Annotated in this window: 19 protein-coding genes and 1 tRNA gene; 9 read left to right on the top strand and 11 right to left on the bottom strand. The window is 71.8% G+C overall.

The window, feature by feature from the left end; all coding sequences use genetic code 11:
- Nucleotides 1-31: 31 nt before the first annotated feature.
- The 5 genes from B5Y66_RS22085 to B5Y66_RS22065 form a co-directional block, all read right to left on the bottom strand.
- A protein-coding gene (locus B5Y66_RS22085) for an IS3 family transposase (protein WP_139820890.1) occupies nt 32-1,311 on the bottom strand; the annotation gives its coding sequence in 2 pieces (ribosomal slippage) (nt 32-1,008 and nt 1,008-1,311; 1,281 coding nt in all).
- Nucleotides 1,312-2,829: 1,518 nt separating this feature from the next.
- Nucleotides 2,830-3,354, bottom strand: coding sequence for a hypothetical protein (locus tag B5Y66_RS22080; protein ID WP_139821047.1), 525 nt, complete (start codon nt 3,352-3,354; stop codon nt 2,830-2,832).
- A gap of 260 nt (nt 3,355-3,614) precedes the next feature.
- On the bottom strand, nt 3,615-4,088 hold the full coding sequence (locus tag B5Y66_RS23310; protein WP_079576789.1) for a DUF4304 domain-containing protein: 474 nt from the start codon (nt 4,086-4,088) through the stop codon (nt 3,615-3,617).
- 10 nt (nt 4,089-4,098) lie between these two features.
- Complete coding sequence (locus B5Y66_RS22070) at nt 4,099-10,344, bottom strand: polymorphic toxin-type HINT domain-containing protein (protein WP_139821046.1); 6,246 nt, start codon at nt 10,342-10,344, stop codon at nt 4,099-4,101.
- A gap of 283 nt (nt 10,345-10,627) precedes the next feature.
- Nucleotides 10,628-10,712: transfer RNA gene (locus tag B5Y66_RS22065), tRNA-Leu, on the bottom strand.
- Nucleotides 10,713-11,040: 328 nt separating this feature from the next.
- Between B5Y66_RS22065 and B5Y66_RS22060 the strand changes: the two genes are divergently transcribed.
- Nucleotides 11,041-11,865, top strand: coding sequence for a metal-dependent hydrolase (locus B5Y66_RS22060; RefSeq protein ID WP_079576787.1), 825 nt, complete (start codon nt 11,041-11,043; stop codon nt 11,863-11,865).
- A gap of 13 nt (nt 11,866-11,878) precedes the next feature.
- Here the strand turns inward: B5Y66_RS22060 and B5Y66_RS22055 are convergent, their stop codons facing one another.
- Nucleotides 11,879-12,754 carry an MBL fold metallo-hydrolase gene (locus B5Y66_RS22055; RefSeq protein ID WP_079576786.1) on the bottom strand — a complete coding sequence of 292 codons (876 nt, stop codon included), beginning with the start codon at nt 12,752-12,754 and terminating at the stop codon, nt 11,879-11,881.
- A 280-nt stretch (nt 12,755-13,034) separates the two neighbouring features.
- Between B5Y66_RS22055 and B5Y66_RS22050 the strand changes: the two genes are divergently transcribed.
- Nucleotides 13,035-13,943: a serine protein kinase RIO gene (locus B5Y66_RS22050; RefSeq protein WP_079576785.1), complete on the top strand. Its 909-nt coding sequence runs from the start codon at nt 13,035-13,037 to the stop codon at nt 13,941-13,943.
- Nucleotides 13,944-13,976: 33 nt separating this feature from the next.
- Here the strand turns inward: B5Y66_RS22050 and B5Y66_RS22045 are convergent, their stop codons facing one another.
- Nucleotides 13,977-14,594 (bottom strand): hypothetical protein, encoded by a 618-nt coding sequence (locus B5Y66_RS22045; protein ID WP_079576784.1) that lies wholly within the window; start codon nt 14,592-14,594, stop codon nt 13,977-13,979.
- A 35-nt stretch (nt 14,595-14,629) separates the two neighbouring features.
- Between B5Y66_RS22045 and B5Y66_RS22040 the strand changes: the two genes are divergently transcribed.
- The 3 genes from B5Y66_RS22040 (at nt 14,630) to B5Y66_RS22030 (ending at nt 16,192) form a co-directional block, all read left to right on the top strand.
- Nucleotides 14,630-15,028, top strand: a complete 399-nt coding sequence (locus tag B5Y66_RS22040) for a hypothetical protein (protein ID WP_079576783.1) — start codon at nt 14,630-14,632, stop codon at nt 15,026-15,028.
- A 76-nt stretch (nt 15,029-15,104) separates the two neighbouring features.
- Nucleotides 15,105-15,752 (top strand): SRPBCC family protein, encoded by a 648-nt coding sequence (locus tag B5Y66_RS22035; protein WP_079576782.1) that lies wholly within the window; start codon nt 15,105-15,107, stop codon nt 15,750-15,752.
- Nucleotides 15,752-16,192, top strand: coding sequence for an ArsR/SmtB family transcription factor (locus tag B5Y66_RS22030; protein ID WP_079576781.1), 441 nt, complete (start codon nt 15,752-15,754; stop codon nt 16,190-16,192). Before B5Y66_RS22035 ends, B5Y66_RS22030 begins: the two co-directional genes overlap by 1 nt.
- A gap of 28 nt (nt 16,193-16,220) precedes the next feature.
- Here the strand turns inward: B5Y66_RS22030 and B5Y66_RS22025 are convergent, their stop codons facing one another.
- Genes B5Y66_RS22025 through B5Y66_RS22010 form a run of 4 tightly spaced genes read right to left on the bottom strand, consistent with a single transcriptional unit; the run spans nt 16,221 to nt 23,191 of the window.
- Nucleotides 16,221-16,829 (bottom strand): GNAT family N-acetyltransferase, encoded by a 609-nt coding sequence (locus B5Y66_RS22025; protein WP_079576780.1) that lies wholly within the window; start codon nt 16,827-16,829, stop codon nt 16,221-16,223.
- Between the two features lie 49 nt (nt 16,830-16,878).
- Complete coding sequence (locus tag B5Y66_RS22020; RefSeq protein WP_079576779.1) at nt 16,879-20,562, bottom strand: PHP domain-containing protein; 3,684 nt, start codon at nt 20,560-20,562, stop codon at nt 16,879-16,881.
- 8 nt (nt 20,563-20,570) lie between these two features.
- Complete coding sequence (locus B5Y66_RS22015) at nt 20,571-22,361, bottom strand: DNA polymerase Y family protein (RefSeq protein WP_079576778.1); 1,791 nt, start codon at nt 22,359-22,361, stop codon at nt 20,571-20,573.
- Complete coding sequence (locus tag B5Y66_RS22010; protein WP_245807288.1) at nt 22,361-23,191, bottom strand: hypothetical protein; 831 nt, start codon at nt 23,189-23,191, stop codon at nt 22,361-22,363. The genes B5Y66_RS22015 and B5Y66_RS22010 overlap by 1 nt, the downstream gene beginning before the upstream one ends.
- A gap of 259 nt (nt 23,192-23,450) precedes the next feature.
- Between B5Y66_RS22010 and B5Y66_RS22005 the strand changes: the two genes are divergently transcribed.
- The 4 genes from B5Y66_RS22005 (at nt 23,451) to B5Y66_RS21990 (ending at nt 26,333) form a co-directional block, all read left to right on the top strand.
- Entirely contained in the window at nt 23,451-24,566 is a 1,116-nt protein-coding gene (locus B5Y66_RS22005; RefSeq protein WP_079576777.1) for an alcohol dehydrogenase catalytic domain-containing protein, read from the top strand.
- Nucleotides 24,563-25,321, top strand: a complete 759-nt coding sequence (gene fabG / locus B5Y66_RS22000; RefSeq protein WP_079576776.1) for a 3-oxoacyl-ACP reductase FabG — start codon at nt 24,563-24,565, stop codon at nt 25,319-25,321. The genes B5Y66_RS22005 and fabG overlap by 4 nt, the downstream gene beginning before the upstream one ends.
- Nucleotides 25,318-25,788: a MaoC family dehydratase gene (locus B5Y66_RS21995; protein ID WP_217700873.1), complete on the top strand. Its 471-nt coding sequence runs from the start codon at nt 25,318-25,320 to the stop codon at nt 25,786-25,788. The genes fabG and B5Y66_RS21995 overlap by 4 nt, the downstream gene beginning before the upstream one ends.
- A gap of 62 nt (nt 25,789-25,850) precedes the next feature.
- Nucleotides 25,851-26,333 carry a hypothetical protein gene (locus B5Y66_RS21990; protein ID WP_079576775.1) on the top strand — a complete coding sequence of 161 codons (483 nt, stop codon included), beginning with the start codon at nt 25,851-25,853 and terminating at the stop codon, nt 26,331-26,333.
- Nucleotides 26,334-26,338 lie beyond the last annotated feature (5 nt).

Below are 26,338 nucleotides of genomic sequence, written 5' to 3'. Positions count from 1 at the left end.
TGAATCGCCCTGGGTCTGATGGAGGCTCTGGTTATTTGATCTCGGCCAGGGCCCTCGACCCCTGCTGGGTAGCGTAGAGGGCGCTCTCGAACTCGGCGGGCGGGACGTCACCGAGGTAGCCGTGCAGGCGCTCGGTGTTGTGCCAGTGGACCCACCCCAGGGTCGCGAGCTCGACGTCCTCGACGCTCTTCCACGGTCCGGGTCGGGCGGGTCCGCGGATGAGTTCGGCCTTGTAGTAGCCATTGACGGTCTCGGCTAACGCGTTGTCATACGAGTCGCCCACCGTCCCGATCGACGGAACCGCGCCGATCTCGGCCAGTCGTTCGCCGTAGCGCAGGCTCGTGAACTGAGATCCGGCGTCGCTGTGACACCTCAGTCCCTCGAGGTGGGTGCCGCGAGACCACCGGGCCATCTCGATCGCGTCCAGGACCATCGTGGTGCGCATGTGCGCCGCGACCCGCCATCCGACGATCATGCGCGAGTAGGCGTCGATGATGAAGCACACGTAGGCCACGCCGGCCCAGGTCGGCACGTAGGTCAAGTCGGTGACCCACAGCTCGTTCGGCGCCATGGCGTTAAAGTCCCGACCGACCAGGTCCGGATGCCGCGGCACGCCCTCGGCCGCCTTGGTGGTGCGGACCCGCTTGGTCCGCCGGGCACCTTCGATGCCCTCGGCGCGCATCAACCGGGCAACCTGGTCCCGACCGATCTCCAGCCCGGCCCGGCGGGCGGCCTTCCACAGCTTCCGTGCGCCGTAGACCCGGTAGTTGTCATCCCACAGCGCCCGCAGCCGCGGGCGCAGCTCGGCGTCACGCAACGCCCGCGCCGAGGCAGGGCGCTTCTTCGCGGCGTAGTACGTGCTCACAGCCACCTGCACCCCTGCCGCGCGCAGCACGGTGCAGATGGACTCGACTGTGAGCCGCGCCCCGTCGACGACATCGCCACGGTTGGCGTCGATGAACGCCACTACCTCTTGTGCTGGCGGTCGAGCTCCGCCCCGAAGAAACTCGCAGCCCGCTTCAAGATCTCGTTCGCGCGCCGCAGCTCCCGGTTCTCCTGCTCCAGCTCCTTGATCCGCCGGGCCTCGCTCGCGGGCACCCCGGGCGCGTAGCCGTCGTCGATCTCGGCCTGCTTGACCCACTGGCGCACCGACTCCACGCCGTAGCCCAGCTGCGAGGCGACCCGCTGCACCGTGCCGTGCTCGGTCCCCAGCTCCGCCCGCAGGGTGCGCACCATCCGCACCGCCGCGGCCTTCTCCTCATCCGAGTACCGCCGCGTCTGCGGCTTCCCGGGCGTCTGCTCCTTCGGCATGGCTCCATCCTCGTTTCCAAGGTCAGGAGCCTCCAAGAAACCCAGGGCGATTCACTCAAGCGCTACATCGCCCGACAGCTCTACCGCCAGATGCTGGCCCTCTCAGCTTGACGCGAGCCATAGAAGCATCACTATCTGGGACTCAACTTCACCCTGAGCACCCCGCGGCCTTCGTACCTCGAACGTCCGCGCAAGGACCCGAAGGAGATCTTTGCGCTCCTGGACAAGGAAATCCGCGAAGAGCGGCGCGCCCGCGACAAGATGTTGGTGAAGTACGGCAGGCCGTACTCAACCAGGTAGGGACCCACAGCAGGCGCCCGTTCCCAATGCCAGGCGACTCAACTACACCGGGCCCCACGAACGACAATGCTATCGGACGGCCACATTGACGCTTCTTGGTAGTGACCCCAGAAATGCAGTCTGAGCACTCGAAAACGGTGTCTCACGAAACTTCAGGTTGCGCACCGCGGGCATTGCGGCTAGACCGTCTTCGAGGTCGTGCACCGAAGGGGCGTGCCCGATCGCCAACGATTCGATCACAGGGCTCGCGACGTCGAGGAGCGAGATCCGAAGATGCTCCGGCGTGGGATGCATCGCCATCAGCCGAACATCCCTTAGATGTGACAGTTCCCGCAGTGGACCGCTGTCAACCAACGACCAGCGCACGAGGCGCATCTCTTCCAGACGCACACAGGTCTCAATGCCTTCGATAGATCGTCTCGCGCCCCCTCCATCGAGTTCTAGATGGCGCAGTTCACGCAATCCGGAAAGCGGGACCAGGTCAGCATGAGGCCATGGGCCGAACATTCTGAGCCAAGTGAGGTTCGGCCAAAGCGAGGCGAGAGATGCGAAACGTCCCGACTCAACCGCGGCGCTAGTCACATTCTTCTGTAGCACCTCGGGAATCGGCGCTCGTGAGCCAGTAGTTAGCGTGAGCTCCTCAAGCTCTTTCAGTCGAAACGCTGCAGTATCGTCCAACGTCGGGATCGACGCATTCAGATACCGTAGACCGGAAAAGGAGCCAAGAAAGTCCAGCGAGTCAATTCGAAAACGAGGCTTCGGGACGATATGGAGCCCGTCATATCCGCCCTCGACGAACCTAATCGTTTCTTCGGGCCCAAAGGACTGACCTGATTCTGGGGCCCACTGCATTACCTTGAATCGTTCGGCAGACAGTTGGCATCACCTCGCGCTTCCTGGTGAGTTGACCCTGTTGGCAGTTCTGGATCCCGCCGTGTCGAGCTATGAGACCCGCTTTCATTTCGAACAGCTCGTCGTTTGATGCACCAAGCATCTCGATCCAGTCGAGTCTAGCTACCTCATCACTCATGTAGCCCTCCTCATGGAGCGCCCCGCCGACCGCGGACACCGATCCCTTGTACAAGGCATTGACCGCCTTCAAGCCTTTGCCCACCCCGGCGCGAGCCCGCCACGAGCCACTCAAGCTACCCTGTGCCGTTGACGCATGATCTAAGTCCCGGCAAATTTTCAGGTTGGGCCAATAGCAAAGTCCAGTCTCTAGTCACATGGAGATGCGACATTTGCTGGAATCTTGTACTCCGTGGCGGCGACCACATCAAAGAATACGAGCAGGGCGTCGGGCAAGTATTTCGGCATTGCATTGTTAAACTCACCTAGCGCGACTACCAGGCTCGACCCGTCGGAGAAGTCGAAATCGTATGCCCAAGGCATCGCAGGACACCCTTCGTTGGGGATGTGCCATGAGACCCCGATGTTCGCAATCGACAGTCCTAGGTACCGTATCCAGTCCACGTGGATGGTTACATCGACTGAGTCCCCTGGCAATGAATCCGGATCGTCCTTGGGGCCTTTGATTTCGATGGCCATACCCTCGCTCATGCCATCCATCGCCCAACTCAGCATGAGTACAGCGCCACTCTTCATATAGAGTTCGATGGCCATGTCGACTTCATGGACACGGTCCTCCTTGTGCCCTTCGGGCCAGCTCTCTCCTCGCGGTACCACGTAGCGGACCGCTTCGACAACTTCACCCACGACGAGGTTCCGGAACTCAGTGAGCACCGCACAGTTCTGGGCTGATGCAGCCCAAGGAGTGATTGCCAGCATCGCTAATACCGCCCAAAGTACTGGAACTGACCATGGACATCAAATGTTGCTCCGAACCCACGCCCTGTCCGAGACCACGACCTGACTGGTGCTCATGTCGACTAGTTTCGTCAGCCACGCGAAGAACGCTGCTGGTCTCAAAGGCTGTGAACTTGGAAGGTGCTTGCAGGTTCTGGATCCCGCCGGTTCACGATTCAAAGTCCTCCAGTTCTACATCAGGAGCCCAGCGAATCCAGCACTTCCCGCATTCCTCGACGAACAAAGACACGGTCAGATACGAGATCACGAAGCGCTGCGGGGAGATCTCTAACCTCTGTCACTGCAGTCATAAGGTCAGTTAGCGCTCGCGTGACTGGAAGCTGCGAAATCGGCGCAGGACGAGAATCGGGACCGGTTGCGATGTGCCCTATCTCAACGTTTGAATTTCCTCCTCCCGAGGAGCCAAGTAGAGCCCCGGCCCTGAAACGAATTTCGCACTTCGATTCCGGGAGCCAGCCACCCTCTGTTGTTGAGGCGCGCGCAAACCCAATGTTTACATATCGGCCTGCCCCCCATTCGGACTTCTGCAGGTTGACTACAGAATAGAGATCGCCCGAACGGCGCACCCAGTTCATCCCCCGCCGTGTGAACCCCAAAGCACGAAGAGTCGCGTCTAGGTCAACATAGAAATCGTCTTGCGCTCGATCCATCTGCAATCCTTCACCTCGAATAGATGTCAAGATGACCGGTCCAAGGCTGCCCCGTCATTGACTCCAGTTCCGATACGTAACCCTGTAGTTGGCGACGCCCCCTTGCCATGCTGCTGGGTGCATCCGATTTCAGTTCGCGCACCTCACGAGTAGCCCAGTTTACGGCGTCCGGCCGCCTTCCGCTATCCAGTCGAACTTCATAGTCATAGCCGCCACCAAGGGCGTCGCGATAGTTTAGGTGGGTGGCCCTGCCGCGCGCCGCATCCGCATTCTCGCCCGATGTAAATCTTCCCAATGTGTCGCGAGGACAGCTTTCATTGTGAGAAAGAAGCGACTGTTCAGTCGCGGTCACATAGTACGTGTGCGACCCGGAAATCGTGAGGTTATGTACCCGGGCGCGCGTTCTTGTCGTCTCGATGGCGGTGAGCTGGACATGTGTCCCGGCCGCGGTCTGCAGCCACTGCCCAGGCTTGAGGTCGCCGGCGTCGACCCACTCGTCCAGGGCAGGGACCCAGAAGGGGTGGCCGTCGGTCGCTGTGACGGACCCGATGTCGCCATGTGCGTCGGTCACGGTGAGGGTGACAAGGTCCTTGTCGCCGTCCCCCGTGATTAGCGCGACGACGGCCTGGGGTTCGCTCTTACCGGTGGTCTCGTCGGTGGCGAGGACCTGGTCACCGAGCTGGACGTCCTCGATGGGTTTCGACGTTCCATCGGCTAGCAGCACCAGGGTGCCGGGTACGAAGCTATTGATCGCGCATGCCCCGCCGACGGTCGACGTCGATCTCGCCCGCGAGATCACCCCACGCGCCCACTTGACCTCCTTGTAGAAGGAGATCGCGCCGTCGATCACCTTGTACAAGGCCTTGATCGCCTTCAGGCCCTTGCCCACCGGAACGATGCCCAGTGCGAGCCCGCCGCACGCGCCCAGGTCTTTCTCCAGGCAGCCGACCAGGTCGTTCCAGCCGACGAAGTCCTTCAATGCCTCCCAGCCGAGCTCGAGCGCCACATCCGTCACGCTGCGGTCGAGCACCCGCTGCGCTCGAGCGGTCTCGCTCTCTGCCGGGGCCGACGTCGCCGCGCCGGTTGAGCCCGTGTTCGTCGCCGAGCCACCCCCGCCGGAGGTCGAACCCGACCCGCCGAGGCTCCCTGCCGGAATGCACCCGCTGTGGCAGTCGTCCGAGGGGTCGCCGTCCTGGTAGTCGTTGTCGACGTGTTCGCTGGTCGGGTTCGTGACGGCCCAGCCACCGCCGCTGGTGGTCTTGCACGTCTGCCAGGCGCAGTCGTCCCATTTCAGCCCTGTCGGGTCCGACCACGTGACCGGGTTGTTGTTCGCGTACGAGTACCCGTGGATCTGCTGCGGGTCGGTCAGGTCCATCACTGGGTCGAGCGAGACGAACCTGCCCAACGCGGGGTCGTACTCCCGGGCACCGAGCGAGACCAGACCGGTGGTATCACGGTCGTCATACCCGCCCACGAAACTGCGCGATCCCGCCCACTGCGTCGGCGCGGTGCCTCGGTCCGCGCCGAACGGCGTCGTGCGCCGCTGCGACAACGCCATCGTGTCCGCCCGGATCGACAGCTGTCCTGTGCCCTGGTGGTCCGCGAGCACGAATGAGACTGTGCGATCGTCGTCCACCACCGCCGTGTGGCCACCGCCGACGTCGATGTACCGGGTCGCCTTCGCGACCGTGGGCGCCGCATTGTTCACGGTGACCTCGGTGTGCCCCAGGTACAGCGTCGTCTCCGTACCTGCACCACTACTGGTCCGCGCGAGCAGCCGATTGCCGTCAGCGTCGTACACGTATTCCACGCCGCTGTCGTCGGCGTTAGTCACCTCTTGGACACGGCCCTCGGGCGACCAGGCCAGGGTCTGAGAGTCGCCGTTGATCTGTCGGGCAGTAGTCTGTCCGACCTTGTCGTAGGTGTATGTCTCCTGGGACTTGACGGCCGGGTTGGTCCCGGAGGCGGCCACGTCCTGGGTGACTCCGGTGACGGTGTGCGGCTGGGCGGTCCCGTACTGGTAGGAGCGCTTGATGTCCCCGGGGGTGCTGGACCCGGCGATGCCGTGCTGGGTCTCGGTGAGCCGAGATCCCGCCTTGTCGTAGGTCCATTCCTGCCAGTACGGCGCGGGCCCGCCGAGCGTGCCAGCCGTCTTCGCCGCGGCGCCGTCGCCGGCACAGCTCGCGGCCCTCTGGGTCCACGCCTCAGTCAGGCGTCGCAAGTGGTCATAGTCGTAGCACTGCACGTCCGTGCCCGTTCGGGACACGTCGGCCAGGGACAGCACGTTGCCGGCCTCGTCGTACGTGTACGTCTCGGTCCGGTCGATCCCGGGCTGCAGGAACCGGTCCGCTCGGTACTCCGTCAATCGGTCCGTGGTGCGGTCGAACGCGTACGTCGCGGTGATCAGCTCACCGGCATCACCATCCATCTCCATGTGAGTCAGACGGCCCACGTTGTCGTAGGCCGATGTGGAGGAGATCCCCTCCGGGCCGATCATGCCGAGCACCCATCCGGTGTCCGGATCGATGTCGTACGCCGCCGTCTGGCCGGGAAGCGCGCCCGCAGCGGGCAACCCCAGGCCGGACACCGAACCGTCAGGACCGTAGGAGGTGACCGTCGTGTAGTTGCCCGCGAGCTTGCCCTCGGTGGCCGGGATCACCACCCGGGAGCGGGTCGCCCGGTAGAGACGGTCGTACTCGAGCACCTGGGTGCTGTACTGCGCCCCGCCTTCGTGTCGGGTCGACGATGCGAGCTGGCCCTTGGCTCCCGGCAGGGTGTCGTAGGTCCATGACGCGCGCAGCGCCCCTGTCGCGGAGTCGTCGCGCAGCCCTGTGCGACGCCCGAGCCCGTCGTAGGTGGTGACGAGGGTGTGTCCCGCGGCGTCGGTCGTGGAGGTGACCTGACCGAAGTCGTCGTAGGTGGAGGTCGTGGTCCCGGCGTCCGGGTCCTTGGTGCTGACCTGCCTGCCACGCTGGTCGTAGGTGTACTCCCATCGGTTGCCCGCCGGGTCGACGACCGTCTTGAGCTCGTCCCGCCCGGTGTAGGTGTACTTCGTCGCGTCGAGTCCGGTCGTATCGGCCGGGGCGGCGGTCGCGCGGTCATGGTGTTGACGCAGCTCGGTGGTGCGGCCTCGTGCGTCGACCAGGGCCGTCGTTGCGGTGCCACCCTGTGGCGGGATAACCGTCGTGCGGTCCCCGCGATAGACCGTGCGGGTGGTGGACATGACTTCCCCGCCGTCGCCGTCGTTGCGCATCAGCTTCGACTGCACGGGCCGGCCGAGGCCGTCATAGCTCGTGCGCACCTGCCCGTCGACCACCGCGCTGTCGTAGGGGTCGAACAGCACCCCTGCAGTCGCACTGGTCGTGTAGTACGGGTTGTAGGTCCGTGACACCAGCCCGCGAGAGTCGTACATCGTGTCGGCAAGGATCATCCCGCCGCGCTGCCCCGGAGCCTGCGTCTGGACCGGGCGCAACAGCCCGTCGTACAACGTCCAGGACGTGCGCGGGTCCCCGTTGCTGTTCAGCGACGTGGTGCCGACCGCCGGCGCCGCCTTCCCGGTGACCTTGTAGGCGTACTGCATGGACGGCGTCTGCGTGATGACCCGGTCGGCCAGCCACACCTTGGAGGTGCGGCCGAGTGCGTCGTAGGTGACGTTCGTCGCCTTGCCGTTGGTGTCGGTCACCCGTGTCGGCACACCCCGCCGCGCGTCCAAGTGCGTGGTCGTGGTCAACGCCGAGGACGCCGCACCGGGTGTGGCCGGAGGGCTGGTCTCGACCATCTGCGTCGCGAACCCGGTCGCCGGCGTGTAGGCGGTGGTCGTCTTGTGCCCGTCCGTCCGCGCAGTACGGGTCAGCACGCTGCTCGACGTGACGTGGACGTCCGCTGCTACATCGGTGACGCTCGTCGGCCTGCCATAGGTGTCGTACGTGGTTGCCGCCTCGACATATCGTGCCGTCGTCCCCTCGTAACCCGCGAGGTCAGCCGCGCCCGTGATCCGTCCGATGGTGGGAGCGGTGCCGTAGCTGGCGCCGTCGTATGCGTACCGGACGTCGGAGATCACGTCGCCGCCGGCTCGGTTCGGGGTGGCCGAGCAGGCCACGCCCCACGTCTGCTGCCGAGCGTGCAGACCGAGGATGTTCCTGCTCGTGCTGGTGGCGTAGCTCGTGCTGACGCACCTGTCGTCCGTGGTGAGGGCGGTGTCGCCGCGGTCGTCGACCTTGGTGATCCGGCCCGCCACAGTGTCGTAGCTCTGGTACTGCTCGGTGGTGCGCCACGGTGCTCCGCCCGTGCCCAGCGAGGTCCACGCCTTGGTGTGGCTCGTGCCATTGAACCCGGACTTCAGGTCGCCCCACGACCGTTCGCTGATCGCGGTCTGGTGCCACCAGGGCCGGTTCACCGTTTTGGACACCACGGCGCCGTCCGGCGCGCTGTAGGTCGCCGTCTTGTAGGTGAACCCGGCGTACTGCTCGGCGTCCACGATTTCGGCACCCTCGTCGGACTCCAGCTTGGCCTTCTGGCCCGGCATGCCGCGCAGGAACCAGGCGTCTGACTGCGTCTCCTGCTGCGTAGCACTGCCGGTGGTGGTGCGCACCTGTCCGTACCCTCGCCAGTCCGACCAGGTCTTCTCTTCCTCCGGCACCATGCCCGTGGACTCGTCGAAGTGCCACGCACCGCCGCCGAGATACTCATACCTGGTCACCTGGTCCGGCGACGTCTCGGTGCGGTCCGTCGTGACGACCTCGGTCACGACGTACTTGTTGAACCAGTCGGTCACCGGGTCGAGGTTCGGTCCCGGTTTCCGCATCTGAGGAAAGCAGCGCGTGGTATTCGTCTGCGGCGAGGGCAGAGCGGACGGACTGCAGGCTTCGGGAGAGTAGGTCACGTCCACCTGGCCGCCAACCTCGTCCGCGATCGCGGTCAGGCGTGACTTGTAGAACGGCTCCTGGCCGTCCCCATCCTTGTCCATCCGGTTGGCCATCTCGTCGTACCCGAACGTCACGGCCGGCATCGCGATTGCGGTCGTCCCCGTGTGCCCGGTGCGAGTGATCGACGTCAGCAGTAGCTGGTAGTCCGAGTCAGCAATGCCCCACCGGTGACCCAGCGTCCACGAGTCAACGTTCTGCCACGCGGCACCGGACCCGGTGTCGGCGAACACCTGCGTGGTGATCTTGGTCAACATCTTGCGCGTCCAGAACGACGGCGAAGTCCGGCCCTCGTCGCAGGTCGCGCCCGCATTGCAGTTGAGGTCCCACGGGGTGTCGAACCACCCAGACGGCTGCGTGGCGATGTTGGTGCACTGCACCCCACCGGAGGCGAGACACCTTTCTGCGGACGTAAAGCTCACCCGCCCCAGCGGTTGTGCCGCGCCCGCGCCGACCAGGTCCGCGCCACGCAGGCCGTAGTCGATCCGAGTCAGTGTGCCGCCCCGGTGATAGACGTTGTCGGTCGCGGGGTCACCGAGCTGTCCGTACTGGTTCCGTTCGGCCGCATAGTGGTAGGTGATCTTGTTTCCGGCGGCGTCGACGGTGTAGTCAAGGTTCCACCGCCATGCCTGCCGGCACAACGATGCCTTGCGTGTCGCCGCATGGCATTCGTCGCCGGCGTCGTCACCCACGACCGGGACGGTCCAGGTCGAAGCGGTCACCGCGTCGCCGGACTGCCAACCTGGGAGCCGGTTATAGCCGAAGAAGTACTGCGTGCCGTTCGGGGTGGTGACCTTCCAGTACTCGCCGTCGTTGTCACTGTTGCCGCGCGCAGTGCTGCGCAGCCGTTCGATCTTGGTGCCGTCGTCCTTTTGCAACCGCCACGTGTCGGTACCCGACGGGACCAGCTCACCCGCGACGCCGTTGAACGAGATGAACGCGTTGTCGTAGTCCCAACACAGGTCCCCGATGGGACGGCCCGCGTCGTTCTTCACCTCGTCAAGCCCGCACGACTTGTACTTGCGCTCGATGAATCCGGGCCACAGATCGAAGCCGTCGCCGACCTGGGAGGCCTGGTTGTTCGTCGAACTAGTACGCCCGTCGATCCCACCTGACGAGTACGAGATCCCCAGATTCGGCGTGAAGCTGCCCGGCACGTCCGGCGCACTCAGCGGGTAGTTCCAGGCGAAGCTTCCCGACCGCAGATCGGTGGACCAGGTGTTCGACGGCGACAGGCTGCTCGCGCCGAACGATCCCGAGTCTCCGGACACCCCAGCAGTGACCATCAGCACCGTGGGCGACCCTTCCGCCGCGACGGTCAATCCCTCGGCCACCAGGAGGTCCTCGCCGGTGCGACGGCCACCGGATGGGTCCTGGGGGCGGGCATACAGCACACCGAGGACGGCAGATTCGTCGAGTGGCGGTATGGCGGGCCCTCTGAACCGACAAGCCAGCCGCCTGGCGGCGGCCGTTCGACCTACGTGACTCTCCTCACGGCGGAGGAACTGCAGGACGCGAAAACACTGAAGACGCCCATCCGTAGGGGATGGGCGTCTTCAGTGTTGCCGCTCAGACGTCAATCTGGATGAACTGATTGATTCCTGAGTATTACCTGCGTGTCCGGAGGGGGACTTGAACCCCCACGCCCGATAAAGGGCACTAGCACCTCAAGCTAGCGCGTCTGCCATTCCGCCACCCGGACGAGTGGACCTCGACAGCGCCTCGGCGCCGTCTCGGTGCGGGGAAAAACATAGCACGGCCAGGGCGGGCTCTCGCAATCCGCGGCCCGCACGCCCTGGTCACAGCGACAGCCTCCGCCCTGCTGTTCCCGACTCGTCCGCGCGGCCTGCGACCGGCGGGGTCGGCGGCCGGCCACGCTCCACCCTGCCACCGCGTCCACGCCGGTCCGAGCAGCGCGGACGGACGTCGGCGGCGGCGTGTAGCGTCCTGCCCGGCCCGGACCAACCGGTCAAGGGTGAGGAACAGGACGACCGGCGTCGCCCGGTCGTCAGGACGGGAGCGCCGCAGTCATGATGGGTGGGCACCACGCCGCGTCGGGAGCGGCCGCCTGGGTCGCGGTCACATCGACGGCGCCGTTCGCGCTCGGCTGGCACCCCGTGTCGGACGTGGGGGTGATGACGGGCGCGCTGGTCTGCGCCGGGGCGGCCCTGCTGCCGGACGCCGACCACCACAGCGGCACCATCGCCCACTCGCTGCCGCCCGTGTCCGAGGGCGTCACCAAGCTCGTCGCGGCTGTCTCCGGCGGGCACCGCAACGGCACCCACTCGATCCTCGGCATCGCCGTCTTCACCGCGATCGCCTGGGTGATGGGCATGGTCTCGATCCGCACGGAGGCGTTCGGCGAGGTCCTGGTCGGCCCCGGCATCATGGCCGTGCTCCTCATCGCGTTCGCCCTGCGTGCCTGGAAGGTCACCGGCGGGAAGCGCTGGTGGAACTGGACGCTGTCCCTGCTCCTCGCCGCCTGCGTGGCCGTCTTCGCGCCCGAGGAGTGGAACTGGATGCCGCTGGCCGTCGCGCTCGGCTGCGCGGTGCACGTCGTCGGCGACCTGCTCACCACCGCCGGCGTACCGCTGCTGTGGCCGCTGAAGTTCCGCTCCCCGTACTGGGTGCGGCGCTACCGCGTGCTGCCGTTCGACGACGTCTGGCGCGACGGCGGCAACCTCTCCCTGCCGATCCTGGGCGACGCCGGGTCGTGGCGGGAGTGGCTCGTCATGACGCCGGTCAGCCTCTACGCCGTCGTCGGCGTGGCCTGGGCGGCCCTGGCACAGATGGGCTTCGACACCCAGCCGGTGTGGGACCGGGCCACGGCCTGGGCGGGCTCGCTCGGCGCCTGATCCCCGGCGCCGCTCATCGCGCCAGGTCGGCGCGCAGCCGGCGGTCCGCCTCCGCCGCGGCGGGCAGCCCCAGCCGCGGGTCGTCGACGGTGCGCCCGGCCAGGACGGCCTCGAGGTATCGCCGGTCGGCGGCGAGGCGGGCCACGGCGTCGGTCGAGGGCGTGCCGTGCCCCGGCACGAGGACGGCGCACCGGGCCGCGTACGGCGCGAGGCGGTCCAACCCGGCGAGATAGTCCTCGACGTCGCTCACCGCACCCTGCCCGTCGGCGCGGCCACCCTCACGGCCCCCGGTGATCTCGTCGCGCGGCAGCGGGAGCTCGACGTCGCTCAGCACGTCGCCCGCCACCAGCACGCGGCTGCGCGGAAGCCAGACGGCGCCGTGCCCGGGGGCGTGGGCGTCGTGCGCCACCACCTCGGTGGGCGGCAGCACGCCGTCCGGGTCGGGGACGCCGCGCTCCCCCGCCGGGACGGCGGTGACGAGCCCGAGGAGTTCGAGCACCTCGGCCGTGTGCGCGGCGCCGCCGTAGCGCGCCGCGTCGGCACGGGCCTCCTCGAGCAGCCGCCCGCGACAACGGTGTGCGACCTCCGCCGCCCGCGCCGTCGCCCACCGCGGCACGTCGAGCCCGAGCCGCGGGTGCCACAGCAGGTGGTCGTGGTGGGCGTGCGTGGAGAACCCGGCGACGAGCCGTGCGCGTCGCGCACGCACCTCGTCCGCGACCGCCACCAGCTCGTCGGGCTCCCACGCCGGGTCCACCAGGAACGCCGCGCGGGCGGCGTCCGACCCCGGCGCGGCGAGGACCAGGGTGGACGTGGTGCGCAGCCGCCGGGCGGTGCGGACCAGGACCTCCTCGACGCCTCGCGACCCCGCCACCACCGGCACGAACCCCATGCCAGCACCCTACGGACGACGACGTCCGGACGCCGTCGTCCGAGAGAGACGTCGAGAGAGACGTCCGGAAAGACGTCCGAAAAAGACGTGGACCCCCGCCGCGTCCGCCTGCCATGCTCCCGGCAGGCGGCACGCGATCGGCGCGGGGCCCGCACGCGAAGGAGGGCAGATCGATGGACGACGTCGTCATGCACGCCCTCCCGGAGATCCTCCGGCGGGCGGTCACCACCCGATCCTGAGGGGCCGCACCCGAGCTCCTCGACCTGAGCAGGAGTCTCGCGTGCACCAGCACACCCCCTCGTCCTTCCCCTTCTCCCCCGCCTCCTTCGAGGCAGACCTCGGGGCCGAGCTCCCCGTGGAGCCCGGCCCCGACCAGCGGTGGACCACCTGGACCTCGGTCACCAAGGGCCAGCGCGGCCCCGAGCCCCGGCCTGACTGGGTCGTCACCGCGGACGCCGCGCTCGACACCGAGCTCGGCGTCCTCAAGACCGGCAAGGAGGCGGACGTCTTCCTCGTCGAGCGCGCCGTGCCCGACGACCCCACCCGTCGCAGCTTCCTGGCCGCCAAGCGCTACCGAGGCCGCGACCACCGCCAGTTCCACCGTGACGGCGAGTACACCGACGGGCGTCGCACCCGCCGCACCCGCGACCAGCGCGCTATCGAGGACCGCAAGTCGTCGTGGGGCAAGGCGATGGCCGCCACCCAGTGGGCCGACGCCGAGTTCCTCGCGCTCTCACGCCTGTGGGACGCGGGCGCCCCGGTGCCCTACCCCGTGCAGATCGACGGCACCGAGCTCCTGCTCGAGTTCGTGGGCGCCGAGTCCGCGGACGGCACGGTCGAAGCCGCGCCTCGACTTGCCCGCACCCGCCCCGACGCCGGGGTGCTCGCGGACTGGTTCGACCAGCTCCGCGACGCGATGGGCGTCATCGCCCGGCTCGGCTGGGCGCACGGCGACCTGTCGCCGTACAACATCCTCGTCGACGGCTGGGACGCCGCCGCCGAGGACCCGGGCGACGGCGGCCGCCTCGTGATCATCGACCTGCCGCAGGTCGTGGACCTCGTGGCGAACCCGTTCGGCGCGGACCTGCTGCACCGCGACTGCCGCAACGTGTGCGCCTGGTTCGCCGCTCGCGGGCTCGATGTGGATGCCGACGAGCTGTTCGCGGACGTCTTCGCCCAGGCCTGGTGACGACGCCGACGTCCCGGGCAGGGGCCGCGGGCGTCAGCCGCCCGCGCCCACGCCGTTGTCGGGGGCGCCGTCGCCGGGCGGCAGGTCGCCGCGCTCGACCGGCGGCTGGTCACCCGGGGCCGGCGGCGCCTCCGCGAGGAGGTCCGTCAGCTCGGCCGACGTCGGCACCCGGACGTTCCCGGCGGCCTCGCGGAGCGCGTCGTGGTCGGCCGCCAGCCCGGAGACCCGCACCAGTACGTCGTCGCGCACGACGACGTACTCCTCCGCCTCGCCGGAGGTCCGGCGCAGGAGCTCGCCGTCCTCGGCGCAGGTGACGGCACCTGCCACGGAGCCGCCGCTCGCGTCGGTGATCGGCTCGCCGGTGCAGTCGTCGGCCCGCATCGCCCCGCCGACCGCGGTGAGAAGGAAGGTGCCGCCCGTCGAGGCGTCGCTGAAGATCAGCGAGAACCCGTCCGTGCCGTAGGCGCCGGCCGCCATCGGCACGGGCTCGAACCCGTCCGCCGACGTGGTCAGCACGTACTGCGGCGCCGAGCCCCAGCGAGCGGCGGCGTCGGCGACGTCCTGCGACGCGGCGGGCTCCGCGGCAGCGCAGGCGCCGACGAGCAGGAGCGCGAGGACGGCGGGCGCGCTCCGTACGCTCCGAAGGCTCATGAGCGCTGATCATGCCACGGGTCTACCGTGGGCGGATGGGGACTCCGACGGGCTCGTACGACCGCGAGGCGCTGTCCTCCTTCCTCGCAGACCTGGGCCTGGTGCTCGGCTCGGAGGACCTCGAGGCGGTCACCGACCGCTACGACCTGCCCGCCCTCTTCGTGGGTCAGGAGGCCTCGACCGTCCTCACCTCCCCCGAGGAGGTGCTCGTCCTGTCGCGGCGCAGCTCGGTCGCCACGGGGGCGCGGGACGCCGTCGCCGTGCTGCCCGAGCTCGTCTCCGTCGAGGAGGTCGGCTGGGCGCTGCTCTGGATCGAGGTCCGCTGGTCCTACCGGGACGAGCTTGCGGCCGAGACCGCCGACGAACGGTGCCGCTACCTCCTGCGGCGCGGGCGCGGGACCTTCGAGGTCTGCGTCGTCGCCCCCGTGGACTGACCCCCTCCCACCCCTTCCCCGCGGCCGGCGTTCATGATTGTATATAAGTTCCAACTTATACATACCGGAGGCTGCCATGACCATCGCCATCGATCCGGTCGCCACCGCAGGGCTCGTGGCGCGGGAGATCCGCACCGGCGAGCGGGGCGGGACGCTGACGAAGATCGCCGTCGCGCGCCGCGCCTACGCCACCGACCGCGCCGACCTGTGGGACGCCGTCACCACCGCGGAGCGCATCGCCCGCTGGTTCCTGCCCGTCAGCGGGGACCTGACCGTCGGCGGGCGTTATCAGCTCGAGGGGAACGCCGGGGGCACCGTCGAGCGCTGCGACGCCCCCGGGGCTTTCGACGTCACCTGGGAGTTCGGCGGCTCCGTCTCGTGGCTGACCGTCTCCCTGGCGGAGTCGGGCGACGGCACCGTCCTCGAGCTCGTGCACGAGGCCGTCGTACCGCAGGAGTTCTGGGACCAGTACGGCCCGGGCGCCACGGGCGTCGGCTGGGACCTCGGCCTCATGGGCCTGGGGCTGCACGTCGCGGACCCGTCCACCCCGATCGACCCGAAGGCCGCGGAGGCCTGGTCCCTCTCCCCCGACGGCGTCGCCTTCGCCCGCCTCGCCGCCACGGGATGGGCCGACGCCGCGATCGCCGACGGCGACGACCCGGACGCCGCCCGCGCGGCATCCGAGCGCACGGTCGCCTTCTACACCACGGCACCGGAAGCCTGATGCCGCGCACCAGCGCGGCGGCAGGGGGAGCCGGCGGGTCCCGGGGCGAAGGCTCGCCCACTGCCCGGCGCGGCTCCTTCGAGGCCCTGGGCGATCCCGTCCGCCGGCGCCTGGTCGAGCTGCTCGCCGCCGGCGAGCAGCCCGCCGGGGCGCTCGTCGACGCGCTGCAGGCCGAGGCCGGCATCTCGCAGCCCGCCGTCTCGCAGCACCTGCGGGTGCTGCGCGACGCGCGCCTCGTGACCGTCCGCGCCGAGGGCACACGCCGCCTCTACGCCGTCGACGCCGCCGGGCTCGACGTCGTGCGCCTGTGGCTGGCACGCTTCGCCGACCCGTTCGCCCAGCCGCTCGACGCCCTCAAGACCGAGCTCGCCCGTGGCCGGCGGGCCCGACGACGCGGCACGAGCCCTCGCGAGGAGGACGCCGCGGATCGGGCAGGCTGAGCCGGGCCGCACCCACGACCCGGGTCGCTCAGGAGACCAGCTCCCGGCGCAGGACCCACCGCGGCAGGCGGCCGCTCGTCGCGGACGTGTCGCCGACGCGGTCGAAGCCCACGGACTCGAACAGGCCCACCGTGCCCACGAACGCCGCGCCGACCGGGACGCGGCGCCCCGGCTCCGGCTCCACCGGGAAACCCTGGACGGCGTGCGCGCCGTGGTCGCGGGCGTAGTCCACGGACGCGGCCAGGAGGGCACGGGCGATACCGCGGCGGCGGTACCCGGGCCGGACGACGAAGCACATCACGGCCCACGTCGTCGACCACTCGGCAGGGTCGACTCGGGGCAGCACCCGGCTGTGCTGGAGCGACGTCGACGCAGACACCGGCGCGAGGCCCACCCATCCGACGACCGCCTCGCCCTCGCCCCGCTCCGGGTCGGGGAGGAAGGCGAGGAGCCCGGGCGCCGGGGTACGGCCGGACAGGTCGCGCAGGTGGTCGCGACGTCCGTCGACGGACGACCCGCGCGGCTGGCGCCAGTGGAGGCACCAGCACGCCTGCGGCCGGCCGCGCGGGTTGAGCATCGTCACCACGTCGTCGAACCGGCCCACCCCCGCTGGTTCGATCCGGAGCCCGGTGGTCATGCCCGCCAGGCTAGGCAACGGCCCGGCGCGCCGCCCGCGGGCGGCGTCGTCACCGGAAGTCCCGCGACCGGGTGGCCACGGGCAGCCGCAGCGGCGCGAGGTGCTCCGCAAGCAGGTTGACCGCGCCGTCGGCGCTCTCGATCCGGCCCCGGACCACCATCGCGGGGGCGCTGCGCGCCACGGTGCGGAAGCGCCGCCACAGCCCCGCGGAGCAGATCACGTTGAGCAGCCCGGTCTCGTCCTCCAGCGACAGGAACGTCACGCCGCCGGCCGTGCCGGGGCGCTGCCGGTGCGTCACGACGCCGCCCACCGCCACCCGCCGGCCGGGCTCGGTGGCGCACGCACCGGCGACGGTCAGCACCCCCGCCCGCTCCAGCCCCTCGCGCACGTGCTCCAGCGGCGACGTCGAGCCCGGCGTGATGCCGGTGGCCCAGGCGTCCGCGACGTCCACCTCGACCGGCGTCATGCCCGGCAGCGTCGGCGCGTCCACCCCGACCGACACGCCCGGCAACGTGCCCGGGCCCTCCTGGCCGAGCGCCCCCGCGGCCCACAGCGCCTCCCGGCGACCGGCGCCGAGGCCCTCCGTCGCACCCGCGGTGGCGAGCGCCTCCAGCTGGGCGGTGCTGAGCCCGACCCGGCGGGCCAGGTCGCGCAGGTCGCGGAACGGGCCGTCCTCCTCCCGCTCGGCGACCATCTGCTCGGCGAGGTCGTCGCCGATTCCCCGGACGGCGGCCAGCCCGAGCCGCACCGCCAGCGTCAGGTCCGGCTCCGGCCCGAAGCCATCACAGTCGGGGGTCGGGTCCGGCGCCCTGTCGCGCGAGAGCCGAGGGAGCGAAGCGACCGAATCATTCGAGCGAGAGGGGGCGCCGGACCCGACCCCCGCGATCCGCTCCACGCCCGCGAGCGCCCGCGAGGCGTTGACGTCCGGACGCAGCACCTGGACCCCGTGCCGCCGCGCGTCCGCGGCCAGCGACTGCGGCGAGTAGAACCCCATGGGCTGCGCGGCCAGCAGGCCCGCGTAGAACGCGGCCGGATGGTGCACCTTGAGCCAGGAGCTCGCGTACACGAGGTAGGCGAACGAGTAGGCGTGCGACTCGGGGAAGCCGAAGTCGGCGAACGCCTTGAGCTTGTCGTAGATCTCCTCGCGCACGCCGGCGTCGTCGACCCCCTTCTTCCGCATCCCCTCCAGGAGCCGGCCGCGCAGCTCCTCCATCCGCTCGACCGACCGCTTGGAGCCCATCGCCCGGCGCAGCTGGTCGGACTCCTTGGGGGAGAAGCCCGCGACGTCGATCGCCATCTGCATGAGCTGCTCCTGGAACAGCGGCACGCCCTTGGTCTTGCCGAGAGAGCTCTTCAGCAGCGGGTGCAGGAAGGTCACCGGCTCGCGTCCCCGCGCCCGCTCGATGTACGGGTGCACGGAGCCGCCCTGGATGGGCCCGGGACGGATGAGCGCGACCTCGATGACGATGTCGTAGAACGTCCGCGGCCGCAGGCGCGGCAGCGTGGCCATCTGAGCACGCGACTCCACCTGGAACACCCCGACGGTGTCGGCGGCGCACAGCAGGTCGTACACCGCGGGGTCGTCGTCGGGCAGGCCGTGCAGCGTGAGCCGCTCCCCCGTGTGCGCCTCGATCGAGTCGAACGCGTACCGGATGGCGGTGAGCATGCCCAGGCCCAGCAGGTCGAACTTCACCAGCCCCGCGTCGGCACAGTCCTCCTTGTCCCACTGCAGCACCGTGCGCCCCTCCATCCGGGCCCACTCCACGGGGCAGACCTCGATCACCGGGCGGTCGCACATGACCATCCCGCCGGAGTGGATGCCCAGGTGGCGCGGCAGGCGCAGCATCCGCTCGGCCAGGTCGAGCACCGGGCCGGGGATCTGCCCCTCCTCCTCGGCCGACGCCGGCCGCTGCGCGGGCACGACGTCGTGGGCGTCGTCGGCGCGGCGGACCTCGCCCTCGTCCGTCGCCAGCGGGTCGACGACGCGCCGGTGGCCCAGGGACGGCGTCCAGTCCCGCCGCCGCCCGGTGGTCGAGCCCGTCGAGTCCCGGGACGACGTGGTCTCGACGGGCTCGACCACCGGCGGGCCCCACAGCGCGGCCACGCGTGCGTCCTTGGCGGCGGTCCGGTTCGGCGGCGCTTCCCGCCCTGCCGACGCGGCCGGGGCCCCCGACGCCGCCCGCGCGGCCCGCACCGCGGCGTCGGCCGCCGGGCTGGACGGGTCCGGCCCCCGCAGCGACCCCCAGCGCTCGATGGACTTGCTCCACGCGTCCTGCTGCCCGACGTCGTACCCGAGGGCGCGGGCGGCGTCGCGCACGGCCGAGCGCGGCCGGTAGGAGATGACGTTCGCGACCTGCGCCGCGTGCCGGCGGCCGAACTTGGCGTAGACGTGCTGGATGACCTCTTCGCGGCGCCCGGACTCGATGTCGATGTCGATGTCCGGCGGGCCGTCGCGCTCGGGCGCGAGGAAGCGCTCGAACAGCAGCCGGTGCTTCACCGCGTCGACGGCGGTGATGCCCAGGGCGTAGCAGACGGCCGAGTTGGCGGCGCTCCCCCGCCCCTGGCACAGGATGCCCTCCCGGCGGCAGAACTCCACGAGGTCGTAGACGACGAGGAAGTACCCGGGGAAGCCCAGGTCCTCGATCACCCGCAGCTCGTGGTCGATCTGCGCCCACGCGCGGGCGCGCTCCGACGTGCCCGCCGCGACGTCCTCCCCGTCCGCGGGGCCCTCCCCCGGCCGAGGGCCGTACCGGTCGGTGGCCCCGCGCCGCACCAGGTCGCGCAGCCAGGTGGCCTCGTCGTGCCCGTCCGGCACGGGATAGGGCGGCAGGTCCGGCGCCACCAGGCGCAGGTCGAAGGCGCACTCCGCCGCGAGCGCCGCCGCGGCGGCGACGGCCTGCGGGTGCCGAGCGTGCAGCGCCCGCATCTCGGCGGCCGAGCGCAGGTGCGCCGTCGGGGCGCCGGGCAGCCAGCCGTCCAGGCCGTCCAGCGAGGAGCGCGCGCGGACCGCGGCGAGCGCCCCCGCCAGGTCGGCGTCGCGCGGGCGGGCGTAGTGCGCGTTCGTCGTGGCGACGAGCGGCAGGCCCGCGTCGTCGGCCAGCCCCGCGAGCGCCGCGTGCAGGTCGGCGTCCCGCGGGTCGCCGGTCGCGGTGATCTCGACGGCCACGGCGGCGCGGCCGAAGACGTCGACCAGCCGGTCGAGCTCGCGCCGCGCCGCCCCGACGCCACCGCCCGAGGCGGTGAGCGCCTGCCGGACGGCACCCTTGCGGCACCCGGTGAGCACGAGCCACTCGCCGCCCGCCTCGGCGCCGAGCCGTTCGAGGTCGTACCGGGCCTTGCCCTTGACCCCGGCGTCCAGGTGAGCGGTCGCGATCGCGCGGGACAGGTTCCGGTAGCCCTGGTCGCCGCGGGCCAGCACCAGCAGGTGGGTGGCCCGCGGGTCGGGGACGCCGGTGGGCGGGTCGAGCACCGGCCGGCTCCCGGCCGTGCCCGGCGCAGCGCCGGGCTCCATCGGGGCGGGCAGGTGCAGCTCGGCACCGAAGACGGTGGGTAGCCCCACCTTCCGGGCCGACTCCGCGAAGCGCACCACCCCGTACAGCCCGTCGTGGTCGGTCAGCGCCAACGCGTCGAGCCCCAGCCGGGCGCCCTCGGCCGCCAGCTCCTCCGGGTGCGACGCGCCGTCGAGGAAGCTGAACGCCGAGTGGGCGTGCAGCTCGGCGTACCCGCTAGTCATGGAGCACCTCAGTCATAGAACGCCTCCACCTGCCACACGCCGCCGGACTGCGCCAGCAGCAGCGCCCGGCCGTCGTCGAGCACCGCCTGCAGGTAGACGCGGCGGGCGCCCCCGCCCGCGGACCACCAGCGCTCGGCGAGCGGCCACGGCCCGGCCCAGCCCGTCACCGCCGCCACGTCTTGCGCCCCGCCGCCGTTCCCCGCAGGCCCGCGGCCGTCGTCACGACCACCCCCGCACGCGACGACGGCGGGCTCGCCGCTCATCGCGAGCCGGGCGTCCACGACGACGTCGCGGCCAGCAGCGTCGAGCACCCGGGCGGGCACCGGCTCGTCCGGCAGCCCGGCGGGCGCAGGGCTGGGCAGGGCGCCCGGCCAGGGCAGGCCGGGGTCGCGGCCCGCGCCGCCCTCCGTGCCGAAGGGGACGAGCCGCACCCGGTCGCGGGGCCCGCGGCCGCCCTGCAGCTCCACGGTGAGCACGGCGTGCCCGCCGAGCAGGCCCTGGACCCGCCCGAGCGCGCGCCGTGCACGCTCGCCCTCGCCGGCGTCCGCGCCCCACAGGCCGGGCTGGTGCGTGGTCGCCGGGACGACGTCCTCCGCCGCCAGCGCCAGGTACGCGATCGGCGCGACGACGGGGTCGTCCTCGCCCCCGCGCCGGGCGGACGCCGCGGTCAGCCACCCCTCGAGCTGCCAGCGCACCCGGTCGGTGATCCGCGCCGCGCTCATCCCTCCGGCGGCGGCGTCGTCCGTGCGCCACACGCGCTCCAGCACGGTGCCGGCACCGCCCCCACCGACCGCGTCCCCGCCGACGTCGTCCCCGCCCAGGTCGACGCCCGCCGTGCGCGCGGTGATCCGCAGCCGACCGCAGGCCAGCCCCCGCACGGCGAGCAGGTCGTGCAGCGCGGTGGCCAGGCGGCGCGCGGCGAAGGTCGCGACGTCGACCCGCAGCGCGGGCGGGGCGAGCTCCTCCGCGACGGCCAGGTCCTCCTCGACGCGGCGCCGCGCCGGCGGGCGCAGGTCCTCGCCGCGAGCCAGCCGCTGGGCCCAGGAGCCGAGGTCGCCGAAGCGCGCCTGCACGCTCGCCGCGGGCAGGGCGGCCAGGTCGCCGAGGGTGCGCAGCCCGAGCCGCCACCACAGCCCCACCGCCTCGCGGACGGTCGCCACCCCGGTCGGGTCGCAGACGGCGTGCACCAGCTCCCCCACGGGGCGGCCGGCGAGGAACGCGGCCGACCCGCCCGGCGGCACGACGGCGTCCTCGCGCGCGGCGAGCACCGCCGCGAGCAGCCCGTCGGCCACGCCCACCTGGCTCTCGTGCCCGGTCCGCGCCGCGACCGCCCCCACCAGCGCCTGCGCCAGCGCCAGCTCGGAGCCGTGGTAGCGCGCGGCCCCGCCCGCCGGCAGCAGGAGCAGCCCGGGGCGCGCCACCTCGAGGCCCGCCACCACCGTCTCGGCGGCGAGCGCCACCGGCTCGAACTCCCGCGCGTCACGGGCGTCGTCGGCTGCCAGCAGCGCCACCTCGGGGCACCGCTCCTGCGCCTGACGGCGGCGCATCCCCCGCCGCACCCCCTGCGCGCGGGCGACGGCGGAGACCGCCACGACGGTGTGCCCGGCGCCCGCCCCGCCGCCCGAGCGGGCGCCGAGCACCGCGGCGGGGACGTGCGCGTCCAGGCCGGCGGCCGTCAGCGCCGCCACCACCGGCCAGTCCGGGACCCACAGCACGGCCGTCCGCGTCCCGTCGCCCGCTGTCCTGCCTCGCGGTACCCGCCCGGCCGGCACCGCCCCGTCAGCACCCGCGCCGGCCATCACGCCACCCGCAGCCGGGCGCGCCCGCCGCCGCCCGCCGCCGCGCTCTCCCCGGTGGTCGCGACGGCGCCCGCCGTGACGAGGTCGCCCCCGACGACGTGCTCGACCCGCAGCGGCACGTCCACCTCGACCTCGACCGGCCGGGCGGCGGCCCCGCGCCCCGTGCGCCGCACGCGCAGGGTGCGGCGACGCAGCCAGCCCGCCCCGTGGTCGACGCCGGACCAGGTGCCGCCCCGCGCGTCGAGGGTGACGTGCGCGCCGGGCCACGCCGACTGCGCCACCAGCACCGCGCCCCGCTCCCGGGAGCGCGCGGCCAGGCGCCGCCGGTCGGCGTCCAGCAGGGTGGCGCGCGGACCGACGACCACCACGTCCATCCCGTCGAGCAGCGCGGCCACCGCCGCGGGTGCGTCCGGGCCGGGATCGGGGACGAGCACGGTCCGCCCGAGCGCGATCCCGGCGTCCGCGGCGGCGAGCATGCCGACCGTCGGCGCCCCCACGAGAGCGACCCATGCGCCGGACCGGGACGCCTCGGCCAGCAGGGCGAGCAGGAGCGTCGTCGACCCGCGCACGGCGAGCACCGTGCCGGCGGCCAGGCCGCCGCCCGGCAGGAGCGCGGCCAGCTCGGGGTGCACCGGCAGCAGGCGGCCGTCCGGCTCCGCCGCACGGGCCCGCCCGGTGCGCTGCTCGGCCGCCCGGAGCGCCGCCCGGGCGGCGGCGGCCCGGTCCCGCACGGGGTCCGGCGCCAGGTCAGGCGCAGGGTCACGCACGGGGTCGAGCACGGGGTCGACGAGCGCAGGAGCCGCGGTACGCGGAGGGGTGACGACCGTCACGCGACCTCCTCCCGGGCTCGCGGCGGGGCAGCACCCCGGGCGTACCAGACCAGCACGACGTCGGACCGACGCCAGGTTCGAACATCTGTTCGAACTCTTTCAGTAGACGTCGCGGGCGGCACCCCTGTCAACCGCGCAGGTCTCCCGGCCGGAGCGCCCTCCGTGTAGGCTCCTCTCGAACATACCGCGCAGTCGGTATGCCAGCTGATCGGCCCCCCGGCATCAGACTGGGGACCGTCGAACGACGAGGAGGTCGGACGTGCAGATCATGGGCGCCGTGCTGGACCGCACGGGGGCACCCCCGCCGTACGCCGCTTCCGGGGCGTTGCGCACCGCCCCGCTCGACCTCGACCCGCCCGGACCCGGCGAGCTCGCCGTCCGCATCGAGGCCGCCGGGCTGTGCCACTCCGACCTGAGCGTCGTGGACGGCAGCCGGCAGCGGCCCCTGCCGATGCTCCTCGGCCACGAGGCGGCCGGGATCGTGGAGTCGGTCGGCCCCGGCGTGGACGACGTCGTCCCGGGCCGCCGCGTCGTCCTGACGTTCCTGCCGCGCTGCGGGAGCTGCGCGGCCTGCGCCACCGACGGGCGCCTGCCCTGCAGCGTCGGCAGCGCCGCCAACTCCGCCGGCACGCTCGTCGGCGGCGCGGTGCGCCTGCGCCAGGGCACCACCCCCGTCCACCACCACCTGGGCGTCAGCGCCTTCGCCACCCACGCCGTCGTGCACCGCACCTCCGTGGTCCCGGTGGACCACGACGTGCCCGCCGACGTCGCCGCCCTGCTCGGCTGCGCCGTCCTCACCGGCGGTGGCGCGGTGGTCAACGCCGGCCGCCCGGCTCCGGGCGACCGCGTGGCCGTGGTCGGGCTCGGCGGGGTCGGCATGGCCGCCCTGCTGGTCGCGGTCGCCCTGGGCCACGAGGTGCTCGGCGTCGACCCCGTCCCGGCCAAGCTCGAGCTGGCGCGCACCCTCGGTGCCCGGGCCGCCACCCCCGCCCAGGCGCTGGACGCCGGCGACCGTGCCCCCGTGGTCGTCGAGGCGGCCGGGTCGGCGCGCGCGTTCGAGACCGCGCTCGCGCTCACCGCGCCCGGCGGGACCACGGTGACGACCGGGCTCCCCGGCCCCGACGCCCGCGCGTCCGTCGCCCCCCTGACCCTCACGGCCGAGGCCCGCACGATCGTGGGCTCCTACCTCGGGTCGTCCGTGCCGAGCCGGGACATCCCGCGCTACGTCGACCTCTGGCGGGCCGGACGCCTGCCGCTCGAGCGACTCGTCTCGGCCCGCATCGGGCTCGAGGACCTGCCGGCCGCCCTGGACCGGCTCGCCGCCGGCGCAGAGCTGCGCCAGCTCATCACCTTCGACGAGAGGATCACCGCATGACCGCCACCCCCCGTGTCGCCGTCGTCACCGGAGCCGCCCGCGGCATCGGGGCCGCGACCGCCCGCCGCCTGGCCGCCGACGGCCATGCCGTCGCCGTCCTCGACCTCCTGGAGGAGCAGGCCTCCGAGACCGCCGCCGGCATCGTCGCCGACGGCGGGCGCGCGATCGGCCTCGGCGTGGACGTCGCCGACGCCGCCGCGGTCGAGGCCGCCGTCGCCCGCGTCACGGACGAGCTCGGCGCGCCGACGATCCTGGTGAACAACGCCGGGATCCTGCGCGACAACCTGCTGTTCAAGATGACCGAGGACGACTGGGACGCGGTGCTGCGCGTGCACCTGCGCGGCGCGTTCGTCACGACCCGGGCGGTGCAGGCGCACATGGTCGCCGCCGGCTGGGGTCGCGTGGTCAACCTGTCCAGCACCTCCGCGCTCGGCAACCGCGGCCAGGCGAACTACTCCGCCGCCAAGGCGGGCATGCAGGGGTTCACCAAGACCCTGGCGATCGAGCTCGGCAAGTTCGGCGTCACCGCGAACGCCGTGGCGCCGGGCGTCATCGCCACCGACATGATCGCGGCCACCGCCGAGCGCGTCGGGGTGTCCCTGGAGGACTTCCTCGCCGAGGCCGCGAAGGACGTGCCGGTCGGGCGTGCCGGGCGGCCCGAGGACATCGCCGCCGCCGTGGCCTTCTTCTGCTCCGAGGAGGCCTCGTTCGTCTCGGGCCAGGTGCTCTACGTGGCCGGCGGGCCGAAGGCGTGACCGCCACGTCCACGATCCGGATCGCCTCCCCCGCCGCGCTGGCGGACGCCGTCGGGCAGCGGGCGACGGGCGCGTGGTTCACGGTCGGGCAGGAGCGCATCGACGCGTTCGCCGACGCCACCGAGGACCACCAGTGGATCCACGTCGACCCGCAGCGCGCCGCGTCCGGCCCGTTCGGCACGACGATCGCGCACGGCTTCCTCACGCTGTCGCTGCTGCCCCGGCTCGCCTCGGCGCTGGTCGAGGTGGGAGACGTCGCGATGGCGATGAACTACGGGCTGGACCGGGTGCGGTTCCTCACGCCCGTGCCCGCCGGCTCCCGGGTGCGCGCGACGACCGAGCTCACCGGCGCCCAGACCGTCGCCCAGGGGGTGCGCCTGTCCTCGACCGTCACCGTCGAGATCGACGGGGTCGACAAGCCGGCGCTCGTCGCACAGACCCTCGCGCTCTACGTCCCTGCGGTCTGAGCGTCCCTGCAGCGTGAGCAGCTCTCCTGCCCGGCCGGTCCGCGGTCGGGCAGGATGGCGCCATGACGAACCCGCAGGTCGCCCTCGGTCCGCGCACCCGTGAGCAACGCCTCGCCGACACGCTGGCGATGCTCCGCACCCCCGCGCGCGACGCCTGGGTCGCCACCGCCTCGGTGGCCGCCGACGGCACCGCCGCCCCCTACCTCGTGCCGCTGTCGCTGGCGTGGATCGACGACCGGGTCGTCCTCGCGCTCGACGCGACGTCCCGCACGGGCCGCAGCCTCCTCGCCTCGGGCACCGCCCGCCTCTCGCTCGGGGGCACGCGCGACGTCGTCATGATCGACGCCGTCCTCGAGCGGTCGGTGCGGGTCGTCGAGGCTCCGGAGGAGCTCGCCGAGGGCTACGCCGCGCAGGCCGACTGGGACCCGCGTCCCGGCGGCGAGCACGACCTCTACCTCGTGCTGCGGCCACGGCGCGTCCAGGCGTGGCGGGAGGTGGACGAGCTGGCGGGTCGCGTGCTCATGCGCGACGGCGCCTGGCTCTGAGCAGC

Origin of the sequence: Krasilnikoviella flava (assembly GCF_900167525.1) — a bacterium.
GTDB lineage: Bacteria > Actinomycetota > Actinomycetes > Actinomycetales > Cellulomonadaceae > Isoptericola > Isoptericola flavus.
This window is presented reverse-complemented; position numbering and strand designations above follow the sequence as displayed.